This window comes from Rhizobium brockwellii (assembly GCF_000769405.2).
Taxonomy (GTDB): domain Bacteria; phylum Pseudomonadota; class Alphaproteobacteria; order Rhizobiales; family Rhizobiaceae; genus Rhizobium; species Rhizobium brockwellii.
Genome location: NZ_CP053440.1, coordinates 296247 through 319245 on the forward strand (window position 1 = coordinate 296247; position 22999 = coordinate 319245).

Below are 22999 nucleotides of genomic sequence, written 5' to 3' on the forward strand. Positions count from 1 at the left end.
AGACCAGACATGCTCAGAAAAATGATCTCGGCGGCGGCGCTCGCCATTGTCCTTGCAGCCGGCACTCAGGCTCATGCCGCAGGCGGCGACGCGAAGGTAAGCGTCGTTTTCGACCAGAAGCTCCCTAATGTTCCCGGCAAGAGCATGCGGGGGGTGCTCGTCGAATATGCGCCGGGCGGCTCCTCGCCCGGCCATACGCACCCGGCTTCGGCTTTCATCTATGCCACCGTTCTCGAAGGGGCGATCACCAGCAAGGTGAATGACGGGCCGGAAAAGGTCTACAAGGCCGGCGAAAGCTTTCCCGAATTTCCGGGCGATCATCACGCCGTCAGCAAGAACGCCAGCAAGACAAAGCCGGCGCGCCTGCTTGCGGTCTTCGTGCTGAACACCGACGAAAAGGAACTGACCACCGACGACAAGTGACGTCGCGCCCGATGCCCGGCGCCGCCGGGCATCGATTTCTCCCGCCGCATCAGGCGCCCTGCAGCGCCAGCTCCAGATCCGCCACCAGATCGTCCGGATGCTCAATGCCGATCGAAAGGCGGATGGTCGATTCCAGAACGCCGATGCGCTGGCGGACATCGGCGGGCACGCCGGAATGTGTCATGGTGGCCGGATGGCTCGCAAGCGATTCCGTGCCGCCGAGGCTGACCGCGAGCTTGAAGATCTGCAGCGCGTTCAGGAATTTGAACGAGGCGGGCTGACCGCCGCGAATGTCGAAAGAGAAGGTTGAGCCGGCGCCGGTGCATTGCGCGATGAAGGTCCGGCCGGCCGGCGAGTCCGGATCGTGGTAGGGCAGGTAGTGAACCTTCTCGACCTTCGGGTGATCACGCAGAAAGTCGGCAACGGCTCGCGCGTTGCTGTTTGCCCGTTCCATGCGCAGCTGCAGCGTTTCCAGCGAACGGCCGAGCATCCAGCAGGAATGTGGATCGAGCTGGGTGCCGATCGCGCCGCGCAGGGCCTTGATCTGCTTGATCACCGCCTTGCGACCAAGAACGGCGCCGGCGATCAGATCCGAATGACCACCGACATATTTCGTCAGCGAATAGAGCGAGATATCGGCGCCGTGCTCGATCGGCCGCTGGAAGACCGGTCCGAGCAGGGTGTTGTCGCAGACGATGATCGGCATATGGCCCTGTCTTCCACCAATCATGTCGGCCACGCGCCGGATCATCGCGACATCGACCAGGCCGTTGGTCGGATTGGCAGGCGTCTCGATCAGGATGACGGAGACGCGGCCCTTGGCCATTGCCTCTTCTGCCGCCTTTTGCACCGATCCTTCGCTGACGCCGTCGGCAAATCCAATGGCGGCGACGTCGAAGTTCAGAAAAGTCTTCGCCAGCAATGTTTCGGTTCCCCCGTAGAGCGGCTGCGAATGAAGGATCGCATCCCCCGGCCGGACGAAGGCGAGCAGAGTGGTGGCGATCGCCGCCATGCCGGATGAAAACAGCACGCCGCTTTCCGTCCGTTCGTAGACGGCGAGCCTGTCTTCGACGATTTCGCTGTTCGGATGGTTGAAGCGCGAGTAGACGAGGCCCGCCCCCTTCCCTTCGGGCGGCTCGCGGCGGCCCGACACGTAATCGAAGAAGTCGCGGCCATCTTCGGCCGTCTTGAACACGAAGGTGGAGGTGAGAAACACCGGTGGCTTGACCGCCCCTTCCGAAAGTTCGGGATCGTAGCCGTAATTCAGCATCTGTGTTTCGGGATGCAGCGCATGATTGCCGATATGAGTTTTGGAAGGATGCGGGGCGGTCATCATCGTCTCCTGTGTCGGGACTGCAGAAACGGCAGAATACATCAAAACCATAGGAGAGGAGCAATCATCGCGGTCAGCTCATCGTCTTGCCCAGAGTGTCCGCGACATAGGCCCCGCGCGATCCCATCGGGAGCGGCGCTCCCGTCGTCGTGTCCTTCGCGGTCTGATGCTCCAGTTCGGCGTTCAGCGCCCCTCCGACAATGAGAATGACGACGGAAAGCCAGATCCAGATGAGGAAGCCGATCAGTGCGCCGAGTGTGCCGTATGTCGCGTTGTAATTGGCGAAGTGATCCAGATAGAAGGAAAAGCCGAGAGACATGGCGGCCCAGGCGACAGTGGTCAGAGCCGCGCCCCATGTCATCCACCGGAGCTTGGCAGGCTCCCGGCTGGGGCCGAAGCGGTAGACTGATGTAACGGCCACCGCGACGACCAGCAGAAGCAGCGGCCATCGCAGGAGAAGGGCCATGTGCTCCTTGAATTGATCGAGCCAGAGATAGGAGAGGACAATCGGCATGACCCCGACGAGCGCCACCATGACAACTGTCAAAAGCATCGCGCACAAGGTGAAGCAGAGGCCGATCAGGTTCAACCGGACAAGCCCCCGCTTCTCTTCCTCCTCATAGGCGACGTTCATCGCGTCGAAGATCGCCAGCGTACCGCTATGTGTACTCCAGAGGGCGATGCCGAGGCCGACGAAGAAGGTGATGCCGAGCGTAGCATCGCGCCGACCGACGAGCTCCTCGATCTGATTGGCAAGAAGATCGAACGCGCCTGATGGCATGAGACCGGCCAATTCGCGAAGATGTTCGGATATGGTGGCCGGATCGGCAATCAAACCGTAAAGAGATACCAAAGCCGCCATGGCTGGAAACAGCGCCAGCAGCAGATAAAACGTCACGCCCGCGGCAATCAGCGTGACCCGGTCGGCGAGAATCTCGTGGAAGACGCGCCAGAACACGTCGCGAAGGCCGCTGAAGGGGATAGCCTCGGGCGTGCTGGCGCTGCGGCCATGATCGTCACCCGCGCGGCCGGTATCCGCAGACGGGGCGACCGACCGGCGCTCAGTTGCCTGCATCAAGACAAATGCGCCAATTGCTGCGGCCATCATTGTCGCCGCAAAGGGGAATTTCTTGAGGTGAAGTACATCTGGCATGAGGATGCTCTCCGATCTGGTGCGGAGATAACGCAGGGTGCTGCCAAAGGATGCAAGCCATTGCTTTCCTGCGGACATTTATGCCGGAGCCGGAGATCAGTCCGTTTCCCCGGTCGGGTCAGGCGGCAGTGATTGGAGGTGATTGTGGACTCGTCAAGCCGCGCCGCCACTGCGCTCGGTATCGCCTAAAGCAAAGGATCTCGCGACGTTTCAAAAACCATAAGTCATTGATATAGCTGAAACCGCATCCTGCTACGGAAGCGAACCAGGACTTTAGTTTCGTTACTGGGTTGCAGGGCGGCTTTTTCGTAAGTTTACCGATAGGGCGGCTTGGCGGCCGCGAAGCGGGTAGATCGGTGCGCAGCTCGTATCGGGAGCGCGACTTGGGTCTAAATCTTGCTGCCGTCCGATGCCGGCGACCGGCACCTGCAGGCGACGCGTTGTGCAGCAAGCCCGAGAAAACAATAGCGCCTGTGATAATGGCCTGCAATAGCCGTTTGCGTTATCAACGGGCAAATACCAGGCCGGCCGCCTGCGAGCCGATTGCTCTCGCTCGGCGCGCCGCATGGCTGAGCGTCGTCGAGACACTGCCTGCCTGCGGACGCGATCTTGATGGCCACGGGGGCTGTTTGATAACGTCTCGGTAATCGGCGGAACACGCATCGCGATCGCCAAGTCGGCACGCGAAAGCAACTGTATGGCAAGGCGGTGGTGACATGATGCGCGCTGCTCCGGACGTCGGCAAGCTCTCAGCCTGGCGTCATGTGCCATCGGCGGCCCCTCCCCGACTGTCACTGGCGGTGCTGCTTCGGCAGTTCGTTGCTGGGCATCTCCAGCATCCCTTTGGAAGGCGCAGGATCATCTCCTGCCATATCGACCTGGATTAACGCAGGTTCCACATTCATTATAGCGAGGGGCTGCGCGTCATCGAATAGCGTGCATCAATGATGGGCGCCGCCCCGTCTAATATGGCGGCGAAGCCGTGCCGCCACGGTCGGTTATCCCAGGACAAGGCGGACCGGAGGTCACCGTTCCCACATGCGCTCGCTCGCTGCAGCAAGCAGATCGGCGATAGTCGTCGCTGGGTCATGTGCGCTGAAGGACTGTCGGTCGATTTCAGCGGCCACCGGTTCGCAATGAGTTGATGCGCGCTAAAGCCTCGGCTATGACCTGCCGCTCCCATAGGTTCGAAAGGCGGCCCCTCCCCTGTCGGGTAATCCTTCCGCCCGGTCGCATGAAGAGCTGAATGCGGTGGTAGCGAGACAGCGTTCTGTCGGTCGGCTATCGCACGGAAGGCCCAGCCTCAATGATGGGAGGACTGTCGAGCCTCCAGTCTTGCCTCAGGTGAACCCGCAAACCCCTGCAAGCCGAATGTCGCCTGATCGTGCCGTTGTCCGCGGACAACCGGATGATCAACGTAGTAGCTGTCAGGTTGTTTGCACACGATCCGATCTCCACAGCAATTGGTTCGCGCGGCCGGGAAAATATCCCTGATATCGCCCTGCTGATGGATGCCACGGACTTGCGGCAGTACGCCCGCCTGATGGCCCTGCCTGCCATTGTAGAACAGCGGTGTCCTGCGTCTTGCCGAACAGACGTGGCGCATTCGGCTCCAAGAGTTTCGAAGATTTCTGTCGGGTCTGCGGACGGGTCCGCGATACCTAGAACTTACCCCGCGTTTAGGAGGAGCAGAACGTGGCCAATTCGAAGAGATGCGGGCTGCCTGCGATGTGGCTTCGGACACCGAAAGGGATCCGCGGCAAGGATGGCATCGCGCCGCGGCGGTATCATCCTTGCCGCTCTTGGGCCTCCTTGATGAGGTGGCAATCGAGGCCGCCCGTCACCAGGCGGAGGTTGTTTGGCTAACGACTACGCTTCGGTCGCAATCCCGGGCAGATCGGGCAAGCGGGGCGGCGGCCAGGGCCGTACTTCGAGGCCTCTGCGGGGCATCTTAGGGGAGGGCTGGAGAGCGCGGCAGGTGACGGCGGCGAAATTCAGCAGCCTGTCAGCCCGCGGGACATCGATCGGTTTGTTCGTCCAAGCCTGCCGATTGGTCCTCCTTCCTGTCCTTCGTAGGTCAAAGGCCGAAGCCTCGAATGATGCGGCGGATAGCGAAAAGCCGGCGGCGACATCCGCATGTGGTGGGCGGATGGGTCGGATGTTCTGGTCGTCGTTGGTCGCCGGCGCCAGATCGCCCAGCTTAGCGATTGCCCTATTCGATCTCTCGGTCAATTCGGCTTCAGTCAGGTGGAGATAAGCGAGGCCACGCCCGTGAGAGGGCGAAGGGTTAGGCAAGGCACCTCCAGGGCGGATCGCCGTCGACCATTGAGGTACTCTCCATTCGCGTGCCCGGTTTTTGGCGCACCAGCAGTGCGATCCCCTACCCTCGTCGATCATTTCGTGGGGGAGCAGGTCGGCCCGCTGAAAGCTGTTTAACTCCCTCCGCCGGATCGCTGACGGCAAGTTGTCCGCGGACAACCCCTCGCCTAGCCCTGATCGCGTGCGAGATTGGGCTGTACTTGCCTGGCACTTCGTCTGCGACATCCGCGCAATCGTCAGGCTTGAATTTGCCGCATTGCGACACTACCTCGTGACGGACCGAAGCGCTTTCCCCTCCTAGCCGCTTCGGTCCGACGGACAGCACTTCTCCTCCCAGCTGTCGGTCACTTTCGAAGCCCGGCGCATCTCTCCCGCGCCGGGCTTTTGTCATTCTGGCAACCCGCCGCCGCACAGGCGCCGCATCCTCACCTTCCATACGTGTCGATCGGACTTCGCGAGATGTGTCGAGATCAGGGAGCTTGAGCCGGCGATGGGTTGTCTGCGCCGCCGATTTGCGCCGCGACCGCCGCATCGCCTTCAGCAGGAGAGACGCGCGTGGTTGTTTCGTGAGATCGCTGGCGAGCAAGCCGCGCGCCAAGAGCGCCACCGACCGACGATGGCGCGGTCGCCGCCGCTTGCTGATCCCAGCCGCCTGTCTACGTGGCGCTTTCCAGGAGGAAGCGCGCAAAGCCTTGGTCATGTCGAGCCGGCCTATTAAAGCCGATCAAGTCAGCTGTTGGGGCGCCATATCTGACGCACGCTGGCCGCTGCATTTCAACACGCCGTCGGCGGTCAATCTTATCTCGAGCTCAGTCGGTATGCCTTGGCTCCGATCCTTGCCGCGCGCTCGCTGACTCCGAGAGATGATGGACGTTGATTTCACAGCAGGTCCTCCAGCACTGGGCGGGGAAGGGTGCCGGTGGCGCGCCTTGGCTAAGCTCCGAGATAGCCAGATCCGAGGTCGGCGCTCTGAGCGTATTGTCGCCCATGCCTTGCGCCGGATGTTTGAGCGTTGCGACGTCATCGTCGGTCAGAAGTGCGGCTAGCTGATCGCGTCGGTCGAAGGAAAGGTGGTGTCGAGAACGTCAAACTCTTGGGTGCCGCGGCGCGCTACGTCACTCCCGTTCCCCGCAGGGATGGGTGGTCGGTTTTGCCGAACCGGGGCGGATAGTTCAGACGTCGTCATAGCAGAGCGCCCATTGGTCGCCGATATACCAGCAGCGTCCGATCCGCGGCTCCGTCTTCCAGAGCAGGCTTTTGACGAACTCGATGCCGCCGCGCCTGAAGGCGGCTGTCAGCGCCTCGATCTCGTTATCGTCGATTGTCAATCCACCATTGGCGCAGACGAAATAGGCTGTGCCGATCCAACGCGCCGCAAACCCACCCTCGCCGCGCTCAATCCGAAGTGCGGCACCATGGGATGCATGACGGCCGCCTTTCGGCGGTCGGTCCTGGCGCGGTACGCCGAGTGGCAGAACCAGACGCCCTCCAGGCCGAAGCCTTTCGATCCAGGGTTCCGCTGGCCGCGCGACGGCGAAATTCACATAGATCGCATCCACCTCCTGTTGCGGCCATTGGCTGCCGTCGGCGTTAATGACGCTGACATTGGCGCGATCAGCAAGCGCTGTTTGAGCGAGGGCAGCCAGATCGGGATCCATCTCGACGGCATAGACATGACCGGAAGTGCCGACCAACTCTGCGAGAATTGCGCTGTAATAACCGGTGCCGGCACCGATATGGGCGATGCGATCGCCGATTTGTATGTCTAGCTCTGCCAGGAGTCGGGCATGCAGTGAGGGACTGCCATTGTTGACACCCTTTTCGGACTGCAGGGCGAATAGCACGTCCTGATAGGCCAGAACCAAATCGGAGGAGGGGAGGGGGTGATATCCGCCGCCCAGGTTGGCGATCTCCCATGGCGGCGGACCGAGGAATTTTTCGCGCGGGACGGTGGCAAAGGCAGCTTCGATCCGCGGGTTCGTCGTCGCGGCGGTTGCCACCACCTGATGGGCGTAAGCGCGGCGGATCACCGCCAGTTCGTCGGCCGTGAACATCGCAGTCGGTATGGACAAATCTCCGGACATGGCTTTGATCTGTTCCTTTTTTCCGTCGTTGCGGCTCCAAATCCGTCTCTATCCCAAATGCTTGATTTCGTGGGGAGGGAACTCGTGACGGAAGTTAAATGGCACTTCTCTTCCATTTTGGAAAACTACGCTGTTACTTCATAAGGTTAATATTCCAGCGTGAGCGGCGACGAGGCAGTATCGGCCTATCGGTCTCCGACAACGGGCGACGCTGAGCAAGGCTGAAGCGGTCGGCCCTTGGATGCCAAGCACTTCCACAGCGCCATCGAACACGTTTCAGGCGTCGGGTATCGTGTGATGCCTGGCGCCCACTCTGAAACGCTTCTTGATCCTATCGACGGGCGTCCCGTCCTGAAGCGGAACCTGGACCAGCCGGTCATAGGTCTCGAAGCCCATCTTTGTGTAATAGCCAAGGCCGCTGACATTGTCGGCGCGGATGGTCGCGTTGATGAATTCGAGCCCGAGTTCTTCCGCCGCCGCTCGGGTTGCGGGGAAAAGAGCGCTGCCGACGCCTGCGGTCCTGGGGTTCATGCGGGCAAAGGTCGCGATGTCGGCGAAGCCTTTTGGCGGATCGCCGTATAAGCTCAGCGACTGAAAACCGACGAGTGACTGATCGTGCTCTACAACATGGCAGGTCAGAGGAAACTCGCCATCGATGAACCAGTCCGCGAACTCGGCAGCTGAAAGCGGCGTCTCGAGTGCGGTCGTTCCACCGGCAAGGATGATCTCGTTCAGGAGACTGCTCAGCTCCGCCGCGTCGGCGGAGACGGCCTTTCGAATGTGCATGTCCTGGCTACCTCGTCTTCGACCAACAGCCTGTTGGCGAGACTAGAGAGTACAAGTCAGCGTTTCGTCTGCAAGGGCAAATTCCGGTTCCGCGTTCGACGGACCTGCTGACGCGTCTAATTCAGACGCTCAAACGCTGCTGCGTCTCCCGGTCGAAGAAGTGAACCTTGGCCGTTTCGAAAGAAAGCTTCACCGGCTGTTCCGGCACCAGCTCGACACGTTCGCGAACGACCCATGTCAGCTCCCTGCCTTCGAGCTCCACGGCGACATGGGTTTCCGATCCCGTCGGCTCGACCACCTTGACCACGGCATCCACACCGTTTTCGCCGCCGAAGGTGATGTCTTCGGGACGAATGCCCAGCGTCAGCGGTCTGTTGGCGGCATTGGCTGGAGCCCGCGAAAGCGTTACGCGTGACCCGCCCGGCAGCGACAATACCGGGTTGCCTGCGCCCTCAAGGGTTCCCTCGAGAAAGTTCATCGCGGGGGAACCGAGGAAACCGGCGACAAAGATATTGCGTGGTCGGTCATAGAGCTCGAGCGGACTGCCGATCTGTTCGACGCGACCGCCGTGGAGCACGACGATCTTGTCAGCCATGGTCATGGCTTCGATCTGGTCGTGGGTGACGTAAACGATCGTGGTCTTCAGGCGTTGGTGCAGAGCCTTGATTTCCGCTCTCATCTTCACGCGCAGTTTCGCATCCAGATTGGAGAGCGGCTCGTCGAAGAGAAAGACTTTCGGATCGCGAACGATGGCCCGGCCCATGGCGACGCGCTGTCGCTGTCCGCCCGACAGCTGCGCCGGCTTTCGGTCGAGAAGCGGCTGCAATCCGAGAATTGCTGCAGCCTCACCGACCTTCTGTTCGATTTCCGGCCGCTTGACCCCGGCGAGCTCGAGCGCAAATCCCATGTTCTGGGAGACCGTCATCTGCGGGTATAATGCATAGTTCTGGAAGACCATCGCGATATCGCGATCCTTCGGCTGCAGATTGTTCACGACCCGGCCGTCAATGCTGATTTGACCGGCGGTGATATCCTCGAGCCCCGCAATCATGCGCAACAATGTCGACTTGCCGCAGCCGGAGGGGCCGACGAGAATGGTAAACTCACCGTCGGCGATCTCGACGTCGACACCATGAATGATATCGACCGGGCCGAAGGATTTCTTGACGTTTCTGATGCTCAAGCCAGACATTTCGTACCCCTTGTCATCTTCTAGCGCTTCCTGCGCACGCGCAGTGCCTGGTACGGCTTGCGCGGAATTTTTACGCCGAAGGCCGCGTCCGGCTTGCCGCCGCGCACGACCGAGCCATGGCGCGTCGGATGCGGAACGGGAGCCGCCACCTTCTCCGCCGGCGTGATCGTCATCTCCCAGGTGTCAATGAGATCGATATCATAGTCGTCGCCGTCGACAGGCAGGCCGGTGGACCAGACCACCGGCTGATGCTCGCCGAAATAAATCAGGCGAAAGTCGCCATCGCCGTCGCGGGCGCCCGACACGCGAGACCATGGCCATTCACCGATGATGCCCAGTGGCTCGAGGCCGTGCTTAACATCGGCTTCCAGGAGGTCGCGGAGGAAGGCGATGCGCTTCCACGCTTCGCCGCGCAGTTCCCCGCCCTTGGCCCACCAGATCAGGTCCTCGGGGTGGGAATAGGTTTCGCCGTGGCCGGCATAGCCGCCGCGCGCCATCGTGATCCAGAAGCGATGCACGAGCTCCTGCGCATTGAGATTGCCCCATGATTGCAGGATGTCGCCCTCATATTCCGGCTCGTCGTTGACGACAGGCTTGCCGTAGGAATCGCGCCATTCCTGGGTCCGCTTGACGTCAGGGTTCTGAATGCAGGTGTGGGTCACCCATGGCTTGCGGTGATCGAAATTCGCCGTCACGTCGCCATTATGGATGGAGCGCAGGTGCTGGTAGGGGTCGTTCTCTTCCAGGATGTGGAAGTAGCGATCCCACTGCTCCATCGGCTTTGTATCGATGAGGAAATCATATTCATTGGCAAGCGACCACCAGACGTTCCGGTAGGCGGCGAGACGAGCGGCCAGATATTCGACATAGCGAAAATCCTGTTCGGCCGACATGTCGGCATAGCCCCACCGGTCATAGGGGTGGAAGATGATGATATCGGCTTCGATTCCCAACTGGCAGAGCGCTGCGACCTGCTTCTCGAAGTGCTGGAACGAGGCGGGATTCGGACGATCGAAGTCTTCCTTTCCGTCCGCTCCGCGTTCGAAGGAGGCGTGCAACGGCTCGTTGACGTTGTAGGGATAATCCTTCGGAAACACACCCATCCGCATCTTGTTGAAGCGGGCCTTTTTGAGGGTTTCGAGGGTCTGCTTCTGCATGTCGAGCGGCTGGTGCGTCCAGGCATAGCAGGTCGTCCCAAAGCACAGGAACGGGGTGCCGTCGGCATAGGCGAAGTGGAATTTGTTGCGCACGCGCACCGGGCCGTGATTGGCGGGCGAAGGCTCGCTCGCGGTCAATGCGCCGGTCTTGCCGTCGAGTGCGGCAGTCTTGGAACGGGTCGAAAACGACCACTCGCCTTCGATGTCCGGCATGAAGCGGATACGGTAGGTCCCGTTGCCGTCATAGAAGCCCGGCACGCGGACTTCGCGGCTCTTATGGGTGAACACGGCATCGAATGCCACGTCGAGATAGGGATTGTCGCCGGAGGGTCCATCAAAGGAGGCCTCGAACACGCCCCATTTTTCGACTGTTGCATCAGACATAGAATATTCTCCTCGTGGAATGCTTTTCGTGGTCCTAGCCTTTGACGGCGCCGGAGGTCAGGCCAGAGACGAAGTAACGCTGGAAGATGAGATAGACGATCGTCGCCGGCAGGACGGTCATCACGATGGCCGCATTGAGCTGGCCGTAATTGCTCGAGAACTGTCCCTGAAACGACATCAGGCCGAGCGGCAAGGTCCACATGTGCTGATCCTGGAGCAGCACCAGCGCCATGGCGAATTCGTTCCAGGTGGAGACGAAGTCGAGGATGAGCAGTGCGGCGAGCACGGGCAGGCACACCGGCAGAAAGATCCGTCTGAAGATGATGAAGTGGCTTGCACCGTCGATCAGTGCTGCTTCCGACAGCTCCTTGGGAATGCTCTTGAAGAAGCCGTGCAGGATGAAGACCTGATAGGGAACGCCGAAGGCGATGTAGGGAAGGATGACGCCGGGGTAGGTGTCGATCAGGCCGAGTGAATTCACCAGGGTAAAGAGCGGCGCAAGCATCACCTGGAAGGGGATCATCGTGCCGAATACGACGAGCAGCAGCAGGGCCTTGGTGATCTTCAGCTTGATCTTGGCCAGAGCATAGGCGGCCATTGCCGAAAGGAACAGCCCGAGCGGCACCTTGATGACGGTGATGATGACGCTGTTGAAGAAGGAGTTTGCGAAGTTACCGCGGCTCCATGCGGCGCTGTAGTTTTCGAAAGCGAGATCGGTTGGTGGCACGAAGGCGCCCGTGCCCGTCACCGCCGCCGGCGTCTTCAAGGAGGTGAAGACAATGAAGACGAATGGCGCGACCCAGACGATCGCCACGATAACAAGCGTGATCCAGAGACCGATCAGAATGGGATCCCGCTTCATCGACGATGGTTCGACCTGCAGATGCACTGCGGTCTGGTCGCTCGGCACTGCTGTCACGATTCAGCCTCCTCGTGCTTCTGGGTCCATCTCAGATAGGGAATGACGACGGCCATGGTGATCAGCAGCAGCACGACCGAAATCGCCGCACCTCGTCCGAAATCGAAGATCTGCATCGCCTGCGTGAACGCCCAGAGCGCCAGCATCTGGGTAGACTGCGCCGGACCGCCGCCTGTCAGACCATAGACGATGTCGAAAGCCTTCAGGGAGGAGATGACGGAAAGAACGAGAACGATTGTGATCGTCGGGCGCAATGCCGGCAATGTCACATGCTTGAACACCGCCCAGCGGCCGGCGCCATCGATGCGGGCGGCCTCGACGAGTGTCTGAGAGACGTTCTGCAGGCCCGCCAGGAACAGGACCATCGAGAAGCCGACCGTCTGCCAGAGATAGGCGACAAAAACCGAATAAAGGGCGATATCCCTGTTGCCCAGCCAGTCATTGATCCAGCCCTGCATGCCCCACGAGGTGAGCAGCTGGCTGAAAAGGCCGAAGAACGGATCGTACATCCACTTCCACATGGTGGCGACGGCAATCGGCGCGATGATAACAGGCAGATAAAAGATGGCCCTGAGGCCATTGCGGCCGAATATCTTCTGATTGAGGCTCAGCGCCAGCAGCAGTCCGATCATCGGCGGGAAGATCAGGCTCATCAAGGTCCAGATCACGGTATTGCGGAACGCAACCCAGAAGACAGGGTCCTTCGTGAAAATCGCCGAGTAGTTTGCAAGCCCCACGAATTGTCGATTGGGATCGAGTCCGTTCCATTTCTGAAAGCTCAGGATCACGACGTTGAGCATCGGGTAGAGAGCGAAGACCGCGTAAATCGCGAGTGCTGGCACGAGCAGGATGAGCGCTTGTACGCGCGGATCATGTGTCGATTGTCGAAGTGACATGCTTTCCTCCTGGCAGTGAAGCGGCTGCCAGCTGATGAAAGAATGTGCCGGTCGATCGACAACTGGTCGATCGACTGGCACCTCGGGAGGAATCAGCTTCGGCTTGCGATGAAGCTCTGCAGCTGCTTGGCCGCGTCGGCCGGCTCGGTGTTGCCGGAGGCCACATTGTTGATGACCCGGAAATATTCCGTCGTGACGTCGAGCGGGAACGCCTGGTCGCCGTTCATGTACACCTTGCCGTATTTCTGGAAGATCCCCAGCCATTCCGCCTCTAGCGGCTTCTGGTTGGCATATTGGACGTTCTTGTTGACGGAGGTTGAACTCAGCTGGCCGAGCAGGTCCTGCTGGACCTTCGTCGAGAGGAAGTAGTCGAGGAACTTCGCCGCTAAATCAGGGCTCTTGCTCTTGGTGCTGATGTAGTTGTACTCGGCGAAACCGTAGAGACGATCGGTATTGGTCGGGAAGGGGAAAATCCCGTAGTCGTCGAGATTGGCGCCGGAGCCGTTAAGCTGGCTGACCAGCCAGTCGCCTTCGAGCATCATCGCCGCACGGCCTGCGGTGAAGAGGCTGTACGACTGTTTGTTGTCGATGCCCATGAATGGCTGCAGCGTATAGTCCTTCGTCCACTTCGCAAACTCCGCGAAGGATTCCGTCGCGCAGGGTTCCTTGGTCCAGTCCAGCGTCATCGCCTTCAGTGCATCGTGTTTTTCAGCACCGCACTTCGTTTCAAGGATGACGTCCATGAGGCGCATGACGTGCCAGTTGACCGTGCCGCCGAAGGTGAAGGCAGGGATGCCTGCAGCCTTCAGCTTATCGGCCGCGGCAAGGAATTCCTCGTAGGTCTTCGGCTCTTCCTTGATGCCGGCCTGTTCGAAAAGCTTCTTGTTGTAATAGACGGCCTCACCCTTGAAGGTGAAGGGGACACCGTGTTTGCCGCCGGGATAGAGGTCGGCAAAAGCCGCTGCCGAGGGCAGCAATTCGTCGTTCCACTTATACTCGGCATAGTACTTGTCGAGGGGCAGGGACAGACCGGCCTTCACATACTCACCACCGAGACCGAGGCCGGCCCAGCTGAAATAAATATCGGGTCCCTTGTCGGAGCCAGCAGCGACGCGCAAGGCGGTCTTGTGCTCGTCGACGGCGCGCTGAACGATCTCGACATGCGTCCCAGGGTTTGCCGCTTCGAAGTCCGTCGCCACCTTCTTCAGAGCCGTGTTGGCAGCATTGTTGTCGAAGTTGAGGGTCCAGAGCGTGATGTCCTCCGCAAGAACCGGCGTTGCCGATAGCGACGCCACGGCGATTGCAACGATGCTCGCAGTCTTCAATTTCGCAGAAAGGGTCAGCATTACCGTCCTCCTCTTGTAAAGCCGGGCCCCTTGTTGCAGATAGTCGTCGACATGTCAACTGGTATGATGAGTTAACCATCACGACGATGAGCAAATTTGGCCATCGCGGCGATGACGATGACGGCGGATGCGGCGCCGGGATCGATGTGCCCGATCACACGGTCCCCCAATCGTGAAGCCCGTCCCTTGGTCGCCGTCATGTTGCCGGTCGCTTCGCAGCCTGCGCGCGCTGCCCGCTCGGCCGCCTCGAAGCATTGGGGCAGGGGCTTTCCCGACTGCCAGGCATCGAGTGCTGCGTCGGCCGCGGGTTTCCAGGCGTCAACCATCGTCTTTTCACCGGGTTCGGCCTTTCCGCGTTCCTGGATTCCCTGCGCCATTGCCGCAAAGACACGCAGGAAATCGTCATCGCTCAATGTCTGCTTGTCTTTGGCGGCTGCTCCGGCGCGCATGAAGGCGGTGGCATATAGCGGGCCGGACGAAGCGCCGACCGCATTCAGGAATGCCTTAGCCGCGACGTTGAATGCGGTTGTCGGGGCAATCCCGGCGTCGAGTTCGCCGACCGCTTTCGCTGCGGCCTGGCAGCCTGCATCCATGGCAAGGCCGTGATCTCCATCGCCGATGGCGCCGTCCAACGCGCAGAGATGGTCGCTCTCCGCCGCAATATCCTCGGCAATCCCGGCAAACATGCGCTGAAGGTCTTCGGTCGTAAACGTCATCGATTACCTCACAAACATCGCGCAATCACAGGGGTGGTCGATCAATCGCTGAAGCTCGTCGTCGAGATGCATGACCGTGATCGACGCGCCGGCCATTTCGAGAGAGGTGCAGTAGTTTCCGACGAGCGATGTATGGATAACGAGCCCGGCATCGTCGAGCCGGGACTTCACGCGCCGCATCATGATGTAGAGTTCCATCATCGGGGTCGAACCCAGCGAATTGACGAGCACGGCGACACGATCGCCCCGGTCTGCTTTCATTTCGCGAAGAATGCTGTCCATGAGTTCGTCGGTCACCGCGTCGGCCGGCCTCAGCGGCTCACGCGCCACGCCACGCTCTCCATGAATGCCCATTCCGATCTCCATCTCCCCTTCGCCGATCAGGAAGTTTGGTCGGAGGGTCTGGGGCAGCGAACAGGGGGAAAGCGCGACGCCCATCGTGTAGGTTCGCGCATTGGCATGGCGGGCGGCGCGCTCGACATCGTCGAAAGAGTAGAGAAGATCGCAGGCTGCGCCGGCGGCCTTGAAGATGAAGACGTTGCCCGCCACGCCCCGCCGCTTGTCCTTTTGATCGGCAGGTGCGGACGCCACGTCATCCGTGGTCAGCACGGTGCGCACCTCGATCTCGTCAAGCGCCAGCATTTCGGCGGCCATGTCGAAGTTCATCACGTCGCCGGCATAATTGCCATACATGAACAGGACGCCGACGCCACCGTCGACCGCCTTGGCGCAGGCGATGATCGGATCGGGCGGCGGCGACGCGAACACATTGCCGATTGCGGCCGCGTCTGCCAGCCCCTTGCCGACAAACCCCAGAAATGTCGGTTCGTGCCCGGATCCGCCGCCGATGACCAAGCCGACCTTGCCCTTACGCGGCCCATTTCTGGCAATGATCCCGCGGGGCACGTCTTCCACGGCGTACAGGTGGCGCGGATGCGCCGCCAACACCCCTTGCAGCATTTCATCGACGGCATCTGCGCCGGCATTGATAAGCTTTTTCGTCTTCACGCTGATCCTCCCAGTGCAAGCTCCGCCTGCATAATGCGGTTGCAGCGCCGAAGGTCAATCCGCCAGCGGGAGAGCCGCGGTCGCGAACGGCGCGAGCAGCAACTCTTTGCCTGAATCTGCCGGCCGGCATGCGCCGCAATCGACCTTTCGTTCTTCGCCCGTCAGATTGACGACGTGAAGTCTGGCGCCCGCGGCATCCCGTGCAATGAAAGACAGGACCTCGGAGGGTGAGGAAGAGACGCATGCCTGCCAGGATGCGCCAGCCAATCGGGACAATGCCCGAACGGTGTTGAACAGCGGGCGCCGCCCGCCGTGCTCGGTCGGTTCGGCCGGACCGGCGATCAACCCGAACGGGCCTGACAAGGCCGAGAGCGTCAGGCATTCCAGATCGGCATCCAGCACCCGTGTCGCGTAACCGAGCGCGAAGGCCTCCGCGAAACGTCCATTATGGCGGGGGTCGCGATCGGCCATGGCAATGCGCGCGCCCACCGGATTGTCCATCGTGCGGCTGCCATAGGGGTTCTGCCGCATCGGGATCGTCGATGGGCCGATCCGGTAGGGTTTGTCACCGTAGATCGCCCGAATGGATCGCGTGATGAAGGGCAGCGCTTCCAATGTCTGCATGACGCTGAGATCGTCGGCGGCGTGGACGATCGGATTGGTGCAGTGGCTGACGAAGTCGAGCTGTCCATCCGGGACGCGCTTGCGGTTGAGCTCGGTGAAGTAGCTCAGCATGCCGCCGCCGATGCGAATGCCGGGAAAGGCGGCGCGGGCGGCGGCATAGACTTCATCCAGCGGCGGGCACTCCGGCCATGTGCTGCCGGGTGGCGTCGATTGCCGGTCGACGGATGGCGAGATCATGATGGCATCCGGTCTGAATTTCGCCAGCCGCATCTGGTGGGCGATCTCGGCCGCCTCGCTTGACGGCGACGATTTGCAGGGAAGGGCGATCTCCAGCGTCGAGCGGCCGCGATGGATCGCGGCGATCGCAGCAAACCGCCTGAGCGCTTCGACGCCGTGCCCGGCGCCGGGGTCGAAATGGAAGAGCAGTTCCTGGGGAGCGATTTCCGTCAGCACGGACTTTGCCGATAGCGTCGCATCGGTCTCTTCGGGCGTAACGATCACGCCGATATCAGGCATGGTGCCGGTTCGCGCCCCGAGTTCGAGTTTTATGGCGCCGCCCGACATCACAGGAGGATGCCGTGTCGAACCGCGTGCGTCCCTGATGACCAGCGACGTTTTCTGCCGAAAGGGCCGATTGGCGGCAATTTCATACGGCCAGGGCAGGGCGAGCGGTCTGACATAGGTCTTGTAGGATGCGTCCGACCAGTTCCTTTGATCTTCCATTTCAAAAGTGTCGCCCTCCATCCGGCATTCCGCCTGAACGCCAGGCATGACCGCGTGGGTGATGGCGCGCATGTTCTTGAACGGCTGCCAGGGCTCGATGAGATCGGGAAACCGTGTCGCCACGATCTCCCCGCCGACATGCTCGACCGTCGCCGGCGAGCCCGCTACGCCGACGATCGGATGCAGGATGCAGAAGCCGCAGCGATTGGTCTCGAAGCCGGTTGGGGCGACAGCTTCGGCCTCGAAGTCAAGCCGATCCGCGTTTCCGCTGATGCGAACATCGATGATGAGTTTGGTATCATCCGGTCCCGCGCAGCGGGCGAGATAGGCGACCTCGAAACGATCGTCATTCTGCTCGATCCGGAGGTCGGTGATTTCAGGGCTGTACGTCCCCCAGTCCCGGTCGCGGACAAGGTAGGAAATCGCTCGCAGCACCTCGGTCCCATTGTAGCGGATGGTGCGGAGGTTGCCGTTGGCGAGATCGGCTTCCAGTTTTCCGGCTCTCAGGCGAACCGGCGGCGTTTCGACGAGGCGAGTGCCGTAGAGCTGGAATGCATCAATTGTCATCGCAGCATCGCTCCGACATCGATCGTCTGTCCCCTGGCCGCACTGTCATAGGCGGCCTCGACGAGCGCAAAAGTTTTCAGATTGTCGGCCCCTGACGTCGAGTGTTCCGCGCCGCGCTCCAACTGATCCACCCAATGCTGCTGGATCGCGTAGACGCTCTCCTGGATGTTGTGCCAGGGCCGCGAGGCCCATGACAGCAGCTTCGGAGACACATCCGTGGTGGTGGTGCCCCTGGCGTTGGTGACTTCGAGCCCGTAACCCTGGGTCAGGCGGATCGTGCCTTCCGAACCGTCGAGCTCGATCAAGGTCTCGGGGAACGGCTCCCTGGAAAGCCTGGTGGCGTAGCTGACGTCGACGACCGACGTGGCGCCGTTTTCGTGATCGAGCAGAATGGTCGCGACATCCTCGCCCTTGATTCTCGGATTGACCCGCTTGGTGCGGGCCGTGAGCGATCGAACGTCGCCGAGGATATAGCGAGCGATATCCAGCGTATGGATACCGAGGTCTTCAATTATGAACCGTTCCCCTTCGGCGAGATAGGGCTGGCCGGAGAAGACGTCGTAAGCCGAACGGAAGGAGAAACGGCCCCAGAAGGGCGTGCCGATCGCATCCGCGTCCAGCGCCTTGCGCACCGCCTGGATCGGCGTCTGCCAGCGAAAGTTCTCGTGCACCATCAGGGGGATACCGGCATTGCGGCACGCCTCGACCATCGCCTTCGCGTCCGACAAGGTCTTGGCGAACGGCTTCTGGCAGATGGTCGGCACTTTGTTCCGAGCCGCCATTTCGACGAGAAAGCGATGACTTTGGACGGTCGTAGCAATATCGACGAAATCAAAACCGCCATCGGCGAACAACGCCTCGGCATCGCAATAGCGGCGATCGATGCCGAATTGGTCGCCAACGATCTTCAGCCGCTCCGGGTCGCGGTCGCAGATCGCGACGATGCCGGCACCTCGAACGTCGTTCCAGGCATGCATCTGGTTGATCGCAAAGAAGCCGCAACCGATCAAAGCCCCTTTCAATTCCGTCATCTCAACCTGCCTTTGCCATCTGCATGAGGGTAACGCGCTGTTGCAGGCGGCGTTGCGCCTGATCGACGACGACGGCAATGATGATGACGAGGCCCTTGATGACCATCTGCCAGAAGGAGGAAACGCCCATCATCACCAATCCATCGGAGAGGATGCCGATGACGAAGGCGCCGATGATCGTGCCGCCGATCGTGCCGCGGCCGCCCGACATCGAGGTGCCGCCGAGCACGGCTGCGGCTATCGCATTGAGTTCGAAGCTTTCGCCGGTTGCTGGATGGGCTGCCATCAGTTCGGAGGAGATGACGACGCCGACGATAGCGGCGCACAGTCCGGAGAACATATAGACGAAGATCTTTACGACATCGACCCGGATACCGGACATGCGCGCGGCCCGCTCATTGCCGCCGACGGCGAAGATGTGACGGCCGATCGGTGTCGAGCGGGCGACATAGGCGGCCAGCAGGGCAAGCACGATCAGAATCCAGATTGAAACCGGCAGGCCGAGGATGCGCCCCGCGCCGAAGAAATCGAAGCCGGTCGTTGCGTATTCAAGCCGGCCGACAAGGTTCGGAAACGTCTGGCCGTCCGATGACAGCAGGGCGAGACCGCGGGCGATATAGAGCGTGCCGAGCGTGGCGATGAAGGGCGCGACGTTGAGTTTGGTGATCAGCAGACCGTTGATCAGACCGATGAGCAGGCCGATCGACAGGGTGATCAGCACGATCTCGAAGAGGTTGAAAAAGATGGTATAGCCGATCGGCAATTCGATGCCGTAAAGGATCAGGCCGCCGGCGACCATGCCGCAAAGCCCGACGATCGATCCGACCGAGAGATCGATGCCGCCGGTGATGATGACGAAGGTCATGCCCATCGCCAGGAAGGCGTTCAGCGCCACATGCTTCGACATCAGGATCATGTTCGCCGTCGAGGTGAAGTTCGGGGCGAAGATCGCAAAGAAGATGATGACCGCGAATAGCGCGATGAACGTCCTGAGCTTCATCAGCGTCAGAAGCGCCGAGCCGTTGGCGCCCTTCGGCGCAAGAGTGGTTGATGTAGCCGCCATCATGACGCGAGTTTCCCTTGGTGTCCGTGTCCTTTGGCCGAAGCCGCGATAATGGCTTCTTCGGTGGCCTCGTTCCGATCGAAGACGGCGACCAGCTGGCCGTTGCTCAAGACCGCGATGCGATCGGAAAGCGCCATGACCTCCTCGAGGTCGGAAGTTGAAAACAGAATGGCGAGCCCGTTTGCTGCCAGCCGCCGCATGGTGCGGAAGACATCGGCCTTGGCGCCGACATCGATGCCTCGGCTCGGCTCGTCCATCAGAAGCACTTTCGGATTGGTCATCAACGCCTTACCGATGACGACCTTCTGCTGATTGCCGCCCGACATCGAGGTCACCTCGAAATCCGGGTTCGGCGCCTTGATCGAGAGATCGCGGATCGCATCGCGAATGGCGTTCTTCTCCGCACCTCTGTCGATATGGAAGAGCCGGGTGAAGCGGCCAAGGCTTGCCAGCGTCAGGTTCGAGGCGATGGAAAGCACCTGGACCAGACCTTCGCGCTGCCGGTCTTCCGGAATGAGCGCAAGGCCGCGGCGGATGCGCCGGGTGGTGTCGCGGGCGCGAACATGCTTGCCGTCGATGAAGATCTTGCCGGTCGAGTGCGTGTGCCGGCCGATCACGCATTCGAAGAATTCGCTGCGCCCAGCACCCATCAGGCCGTAGATGCCGAGGATTTCGCCTGCCCTGACCGACAGGGAGACATCGTTGACCGAAAGCCCACCCGTCGGCCGCGGCAGGCTGATGTTTTCGGCGCGAAAGACCTCGGCTCCGACGGTGTGGTCCACGGACTTCGCAAAATCCTTGGCATCCGAGCCGATCATGGAGCGCACGATCCAGCGTGTGTCGATATCGCGGACCATCGCTTCGCCGGTGACCTGGCCGTCACGCAGCACCGTGACGTAGTCGCCGATCCGCATCAGCTCTTCGAGCCGGTGCGAGATATAGACGATTGCCACACCCTGGGCCTTCAGCTCCGCGATCACCTTGAACAGGATCTCGACCTCGGCCGCCGAAAGAGCCGAGGTCGGCTCGTCCATGATCAGGATCCGGGCATTCAACGACATGGCCTTGGCGATCTCGACGAGCTGCTGCTGGCCGATCGGCAAATCCTCGACCATCGTATCGGCCTCGATGCCGGCATCGAGACGCTTCAAAAACGCATTGGCCTTTTGCACCTGTGCCTTGTGATCGATGCCAAGGATGCCGCGGGTGATTTCGCGCCTGACGAAGATGTTCTCGGCGACCGACATGTTGGCGAAGAGATTGAGTTCCTGGAAGATCATGCCGATGCCATTCGCCTGCGCGTGCGCCGGGCTGTCGAAGGATACCGGCTTGCCATCGAGGATGATGCGGCCGAGCGTCGGACGCTCGACACCGGCGATGATCTTCATCAGCGTCGACTTGCCTGCACCGTTTTCGCCGACGAGGACGTTCACCGCACCGCGGCGCAGCTCGAGATTGGCGCGCTTGACGGCGACGATGCCCGAATAGACCTTCGACACCTCGTCGAGGCGCAGGATGATGTCGTCCTTTTCTGCCTCTCCTGTGGTCATGGGCCGACCTTCAGTTCTGAAGGCGTTATGAGCGGCAGCTCGCCGCTCTTCGGCAGCGGAAAGGCGCCGATTGCGGTCACTGTCTTGCCGACCAGACCTTCGCGCGGGACGGCTGACAGAAAGGCCGAATTGGCCTTCTCGTTGAAGGCCTTGCCGAACTGCGCCCACTCGATCTGGTTCTTGAATTCGTTGAAATTGACGAACTCCAGCGTGTCGCGCAGCGCCGTGCCGCGCAGCGCCGGACCGATCTGGACCTTGGCGTCGGCCCCGCCGTCGCCATCGGCGTCGACATCGAGCGTTGCCGCGCGCGAGGCCGTATCGGCCGCGACGACCTTGCCGGTGATCTTCACCGCATAGGTCCATGGCGAGCTGCTCTGCTTGCGGGGATTGCCGTATTTCTCGCCGGCGGCGTCGGGGCTGGAGGCGGAAAGCTGCATGACGTCCTTGAGGTCACCGGCGCGCTTTTCGAAGTAGGGCACTGCCTCGGACTGCCAGATCGCTTCAACCTTTGCATTCGGGTCGAAGGCGGTCTTGGCCGCTGCCGCAGCCTTTTCCTCAGCGGTCGGCGTCTTGATGATCTTGCAACCGGGCAAGGCGGCCGCCACGACGGCAGCGAGCAGGGCGCCCTTCATTCTCAACATGCTTTAAACCTCGACGTCTTGCGAAATGCATTGCGGAGGGCGCAGCGCTGCGCCCTCCGCAATTCGCGGCTGATCAGTTCGTCAGGGCGAAGGTTTCGAGCTTGCCGGCATTGTCGGCATTGACGAGGACGCAATCCATCAACTGCTTCTCTTCCTTTGGCGTCGTCTTGTTCTTGATGTAGGCGTCTGCCTGTTCTACCGCCAGCTGAGCCTGCGCATAGGCGGGCTGCAGGACCGTTGCCTTGATACCGCCCGACTTGATGGAGTCGCGCACGTCGTTGGAACCGTCGAAGCCGACGACGATCACGTCCTTACGGCCGGCCGCCTGCAGCGCTGCGATGGCGCCCATGGCCATGGTGTCATTGCCTGAAATGACGCCCTTGATGTCGGGATTTGCCTGGAGGATGGTTTCCATCTTCGAATAGGCTTCCGTCTGGCTCCAATTGGCCGACTGCTTGGCGACGGACTTCAGGTCTGGATAGTCGTCGATGACGTCGTGATAGCCTTGCGAGCGGATGCCGGCATTGGTGTCGGACTCCTTGCCCACCAGCTCGACGTAATTGCCCTTCTCGCCCATCAGCTTGACGAATTCCTGCGCCCCGAGCTGGGCGCCCTGGTAATTATTCGAGACGATCTGAGCGACGGCAACGCCGGTCGCGTTGATTTCGCGGTCGATCAGGAAGGAGGGAATGCCTGCATCCTTTGCCTTCTTGACGGCTGCGACAGATGCGTCGGCCCCGGCATTGTCGAGGATGATCGCCTTGGCGCCGCGCCCGATCGCCGTGTCGATCATTTCGGACTGCTTGTTGGCGTCGTCATCATGCGTCATGAGCAACGTCTCGTAGCCGAGCTCTTTCGCCTTGGCTTCGGCGCCGACGGCTTCGGCCTTGAAGAAGGGATTGTCGTGCGCCGGCGTGATGATGGCGATGAGATCGGCCGAAAAGGCCGGAAGAGCCGTTCCAAGCGCCAGTGCGCCGGCAAAAGCTGCAAGTGTCAGTCTGCGCGTCAGTTTCATATTTTCCTCCCTGTTGTACATGAAGCCCCTTCTCCCTGGGGCGGTTGAGGGGAGGGCTTACCTCCCCAA

Annotated in this window: 18 protein-coding genes; 1 reads left to right on the forward strand and 17 read right to left on the reverse strand. The window is 61.0% G+C overall.

What is annotated here, in order from left to right; genetic code table 11:
• Positions 1-9 precede the first annotated feature (9 nt).
• Positions 10-423 (forward strand): cupin domain-containing protein, encoded by a 414-nt coding sequence (locus RLCC275e_RS24950; RefSeq protein WP_033183042.1) that lies wholly within the window; start codon positions 10-12, stop codon positions 421-423.
• Positions 424-472: 49 nt separating this feature from the next.
• Here the strand turns inward: RLCC275e_RS24950 and RLCC275e_RS24955 are convergent, their stop codons facing one another.
• From RLCC275e_RS24955 to RLCC275e_RS25035, 17 genes are all read right to left on the reverse strand, one after another.
• Positions 473-1756 carry a cystathionine gamma-synthase family protein gene (locus tag RLCC275e_RS24955; protein ID WP_033183041.1) on the reverse strand — a complete coding sequence of 428 codons (1284 nt, stop codon included), beginning with the start codon at positions 1754-1756 and terminating at the stop codon, positions 473-475.
• 73 nt (positions 1757-1829) lie between these two features.
• Entirely contained in the window at positions 1830-2909 is a 1080-nt protein-coding gene (locus RLCC275e_RS24960) for a YihY/virulence factor BrkB family protein (RefSeq protein WP_033183481.1), read from the reverse strand.
• Between the two features lie 3491 nt (positions 2910-6400).
• Entirely contained in the window at positions 6401-7312 is a 912-nt protein-coding gene (locus RLCC275e_RS24965) for a protein-L-isoaspartate O-methyltransferase family protein (protein WP_033183039.1), read from the reverse strand.
• A 276-nt stretch (positions 7313-7588) separates the two neighbouring features.
• On the reverse strand, positions 7589-8098 hold the full coding sequence (locus tag RLCC275e_RS24970) for a GNAT family N-acetyltransferase (protein ID WP_033183038.1): 510 nt from the start codon (positions 8096-8098) through the stop codon (positions 7589-7591).
• Between the two features lie 121 nt (positions 8099-8219).
• Complete coding sequence (locus RLCC275e_RS24975; protein WP_033183037.1) at positions 8220-9290, reverse strand: ABC transporter ATP-binding protein; 1071 nt, start codon at positions 9288-9290, stop codon at positions 8220-8222.
• Between the two features lie 20 nt (positions 9291-9310).
• Entirely contained in the window at positions 9311-10831 is a 1521-nt protein-coding gene (locus RLCC275e_RS24980; protein WP_033183036.1) for a DUF5060 domain-containing protein, read from the reverse strand.
• Positions 10832-10865: 34 nt separating this feature from the next.
• Positions 10866-11750, reverse strand: a complete 885-nt coding sequence (locus tag RLCC275e_RS24985; protein WP_171816965.1) for a carbohydrate ABC transporter permease — start codon at positions 11748-11750, stop codon at positions 10866-10868.
• Entirely contained in the window at positions 11747-12646 is a 900-nt protein-coding gene (locus tag RLCC275e_RS24990) for a carbohydrate ABC transporter permease (RefSeq protein ID WP_033183035.1), read from the reverse strand. Before RLCC275e_RS24990 ends, RLCC275e_RS24985 begins: the two co-directional genes overlap by 4 nt.
• A gap of 92 nt (positions 12647-12738) precedes the next feature.
• Entirely contained in the window at positions 12739-13992 is a 1254-nt protein-coding gene (locus RLCC275e_RS24995) for an ABC transporter substrate-binding protein (protein WP_033183034.1), read from the reverse strand.
• 71 nt (positions 13993-14063) lie between these two features.
• Entirely contained in the window at positions 14064-14708 is a 645-nt protein-coding gene (dhaL, locus tag RLCC275e_RS25000; protein WP_033183033.1) for a dihydroxyacetone kinase subunit DhaL, read from the reverse strand.
• 3 nt (positions 14709-14711) lie between these two features.
• The gene (locus RLCC275e_RS25005) at positions 14712-15716 is read right to left on the reverse strand and encodes a dihydroxyacetone kinase subunit DhaK (protein WP_033183032.1); all 1005 of its coding nucleotides are present in this window, start codon (positions 15714-15716) and stop codon (positions 14712-14714) included.
• 54 nt (positions 15717-15770) lie between these two features.
• Positions 15771-17630 (reverse strand): D-apionate lactonase, encoded by a 1860-nt coding sequence (gene apnL / locus RLCC275e_RS25010; RefSeq protein WP_033183031.1) that lies wholly within the window; start codon positions 17628-17630, stop codon positions 15771-15773.
• A complete protein-coding gene (locus RLCC275e_RS25015; protein ID WP_033183030.1) occupies positions 17627-18661 on the reverse strand; it encodes a Gfo/Idh/MocA family protein in 1035 nt (344 codons plus the stop codon). The genes apnL and RLCC275e_RS25015 overlap by 4 nt, the downstream gene beginning before the upstream one ends.
• Before the next feature lies 1 nt (position 18662).
• Positions 18663-19727: an ABC transporter permease gene (locus RLCC275e_RS25020; RefSeq protein WP_033183029.1), complete on the reverse strand. Its 1065-nt coding sequence runs from the start codon at positions 19725-19727 to the stop codon at positions 18663-18665.
• Entirely contained in the window at positions 19724-21274 is a 1551-nt protein-coding gene (locus RLCC275e_RS25025) for a sugar ABC transporter ATP-binding protein (protein WP_033183028.1), read from the reverse strand. The genes RLCC275e_RS25020 and RLCC275e_RS25025 overlap by 4 nt, the downstream gene beginning before the upstream one ends.
• Positions 21271-21915, reverse strand: coding sequence for a DUF2291 family protein (locus tag RLCC275e_RS25030; protein WP_033183027.1), 645 nt, complete (start codon positions 21913-21915; stop codon positions 21271-21273). The genes RLCC275e_RS25025 and RLCC275e_RS25030 overlap by 4 nt, the downstream gene beginning before the upstream one ends.
• 73 nt (positions 21916-21988) lie before the next feature.
• On the reverse strand, positions 21989-22930 hold the full coding sequence (locus tag RLCC275e_RS25035) for a D-ribose ABC transporter substrate-binding protein (RefSeq protein WP_018068266.1): 942 nt from the start codon (positions 22928-22930) through the stop codon (positions 21989-21991).
• Positions 22931-22999: the final 69 nt, after the last annotated feature.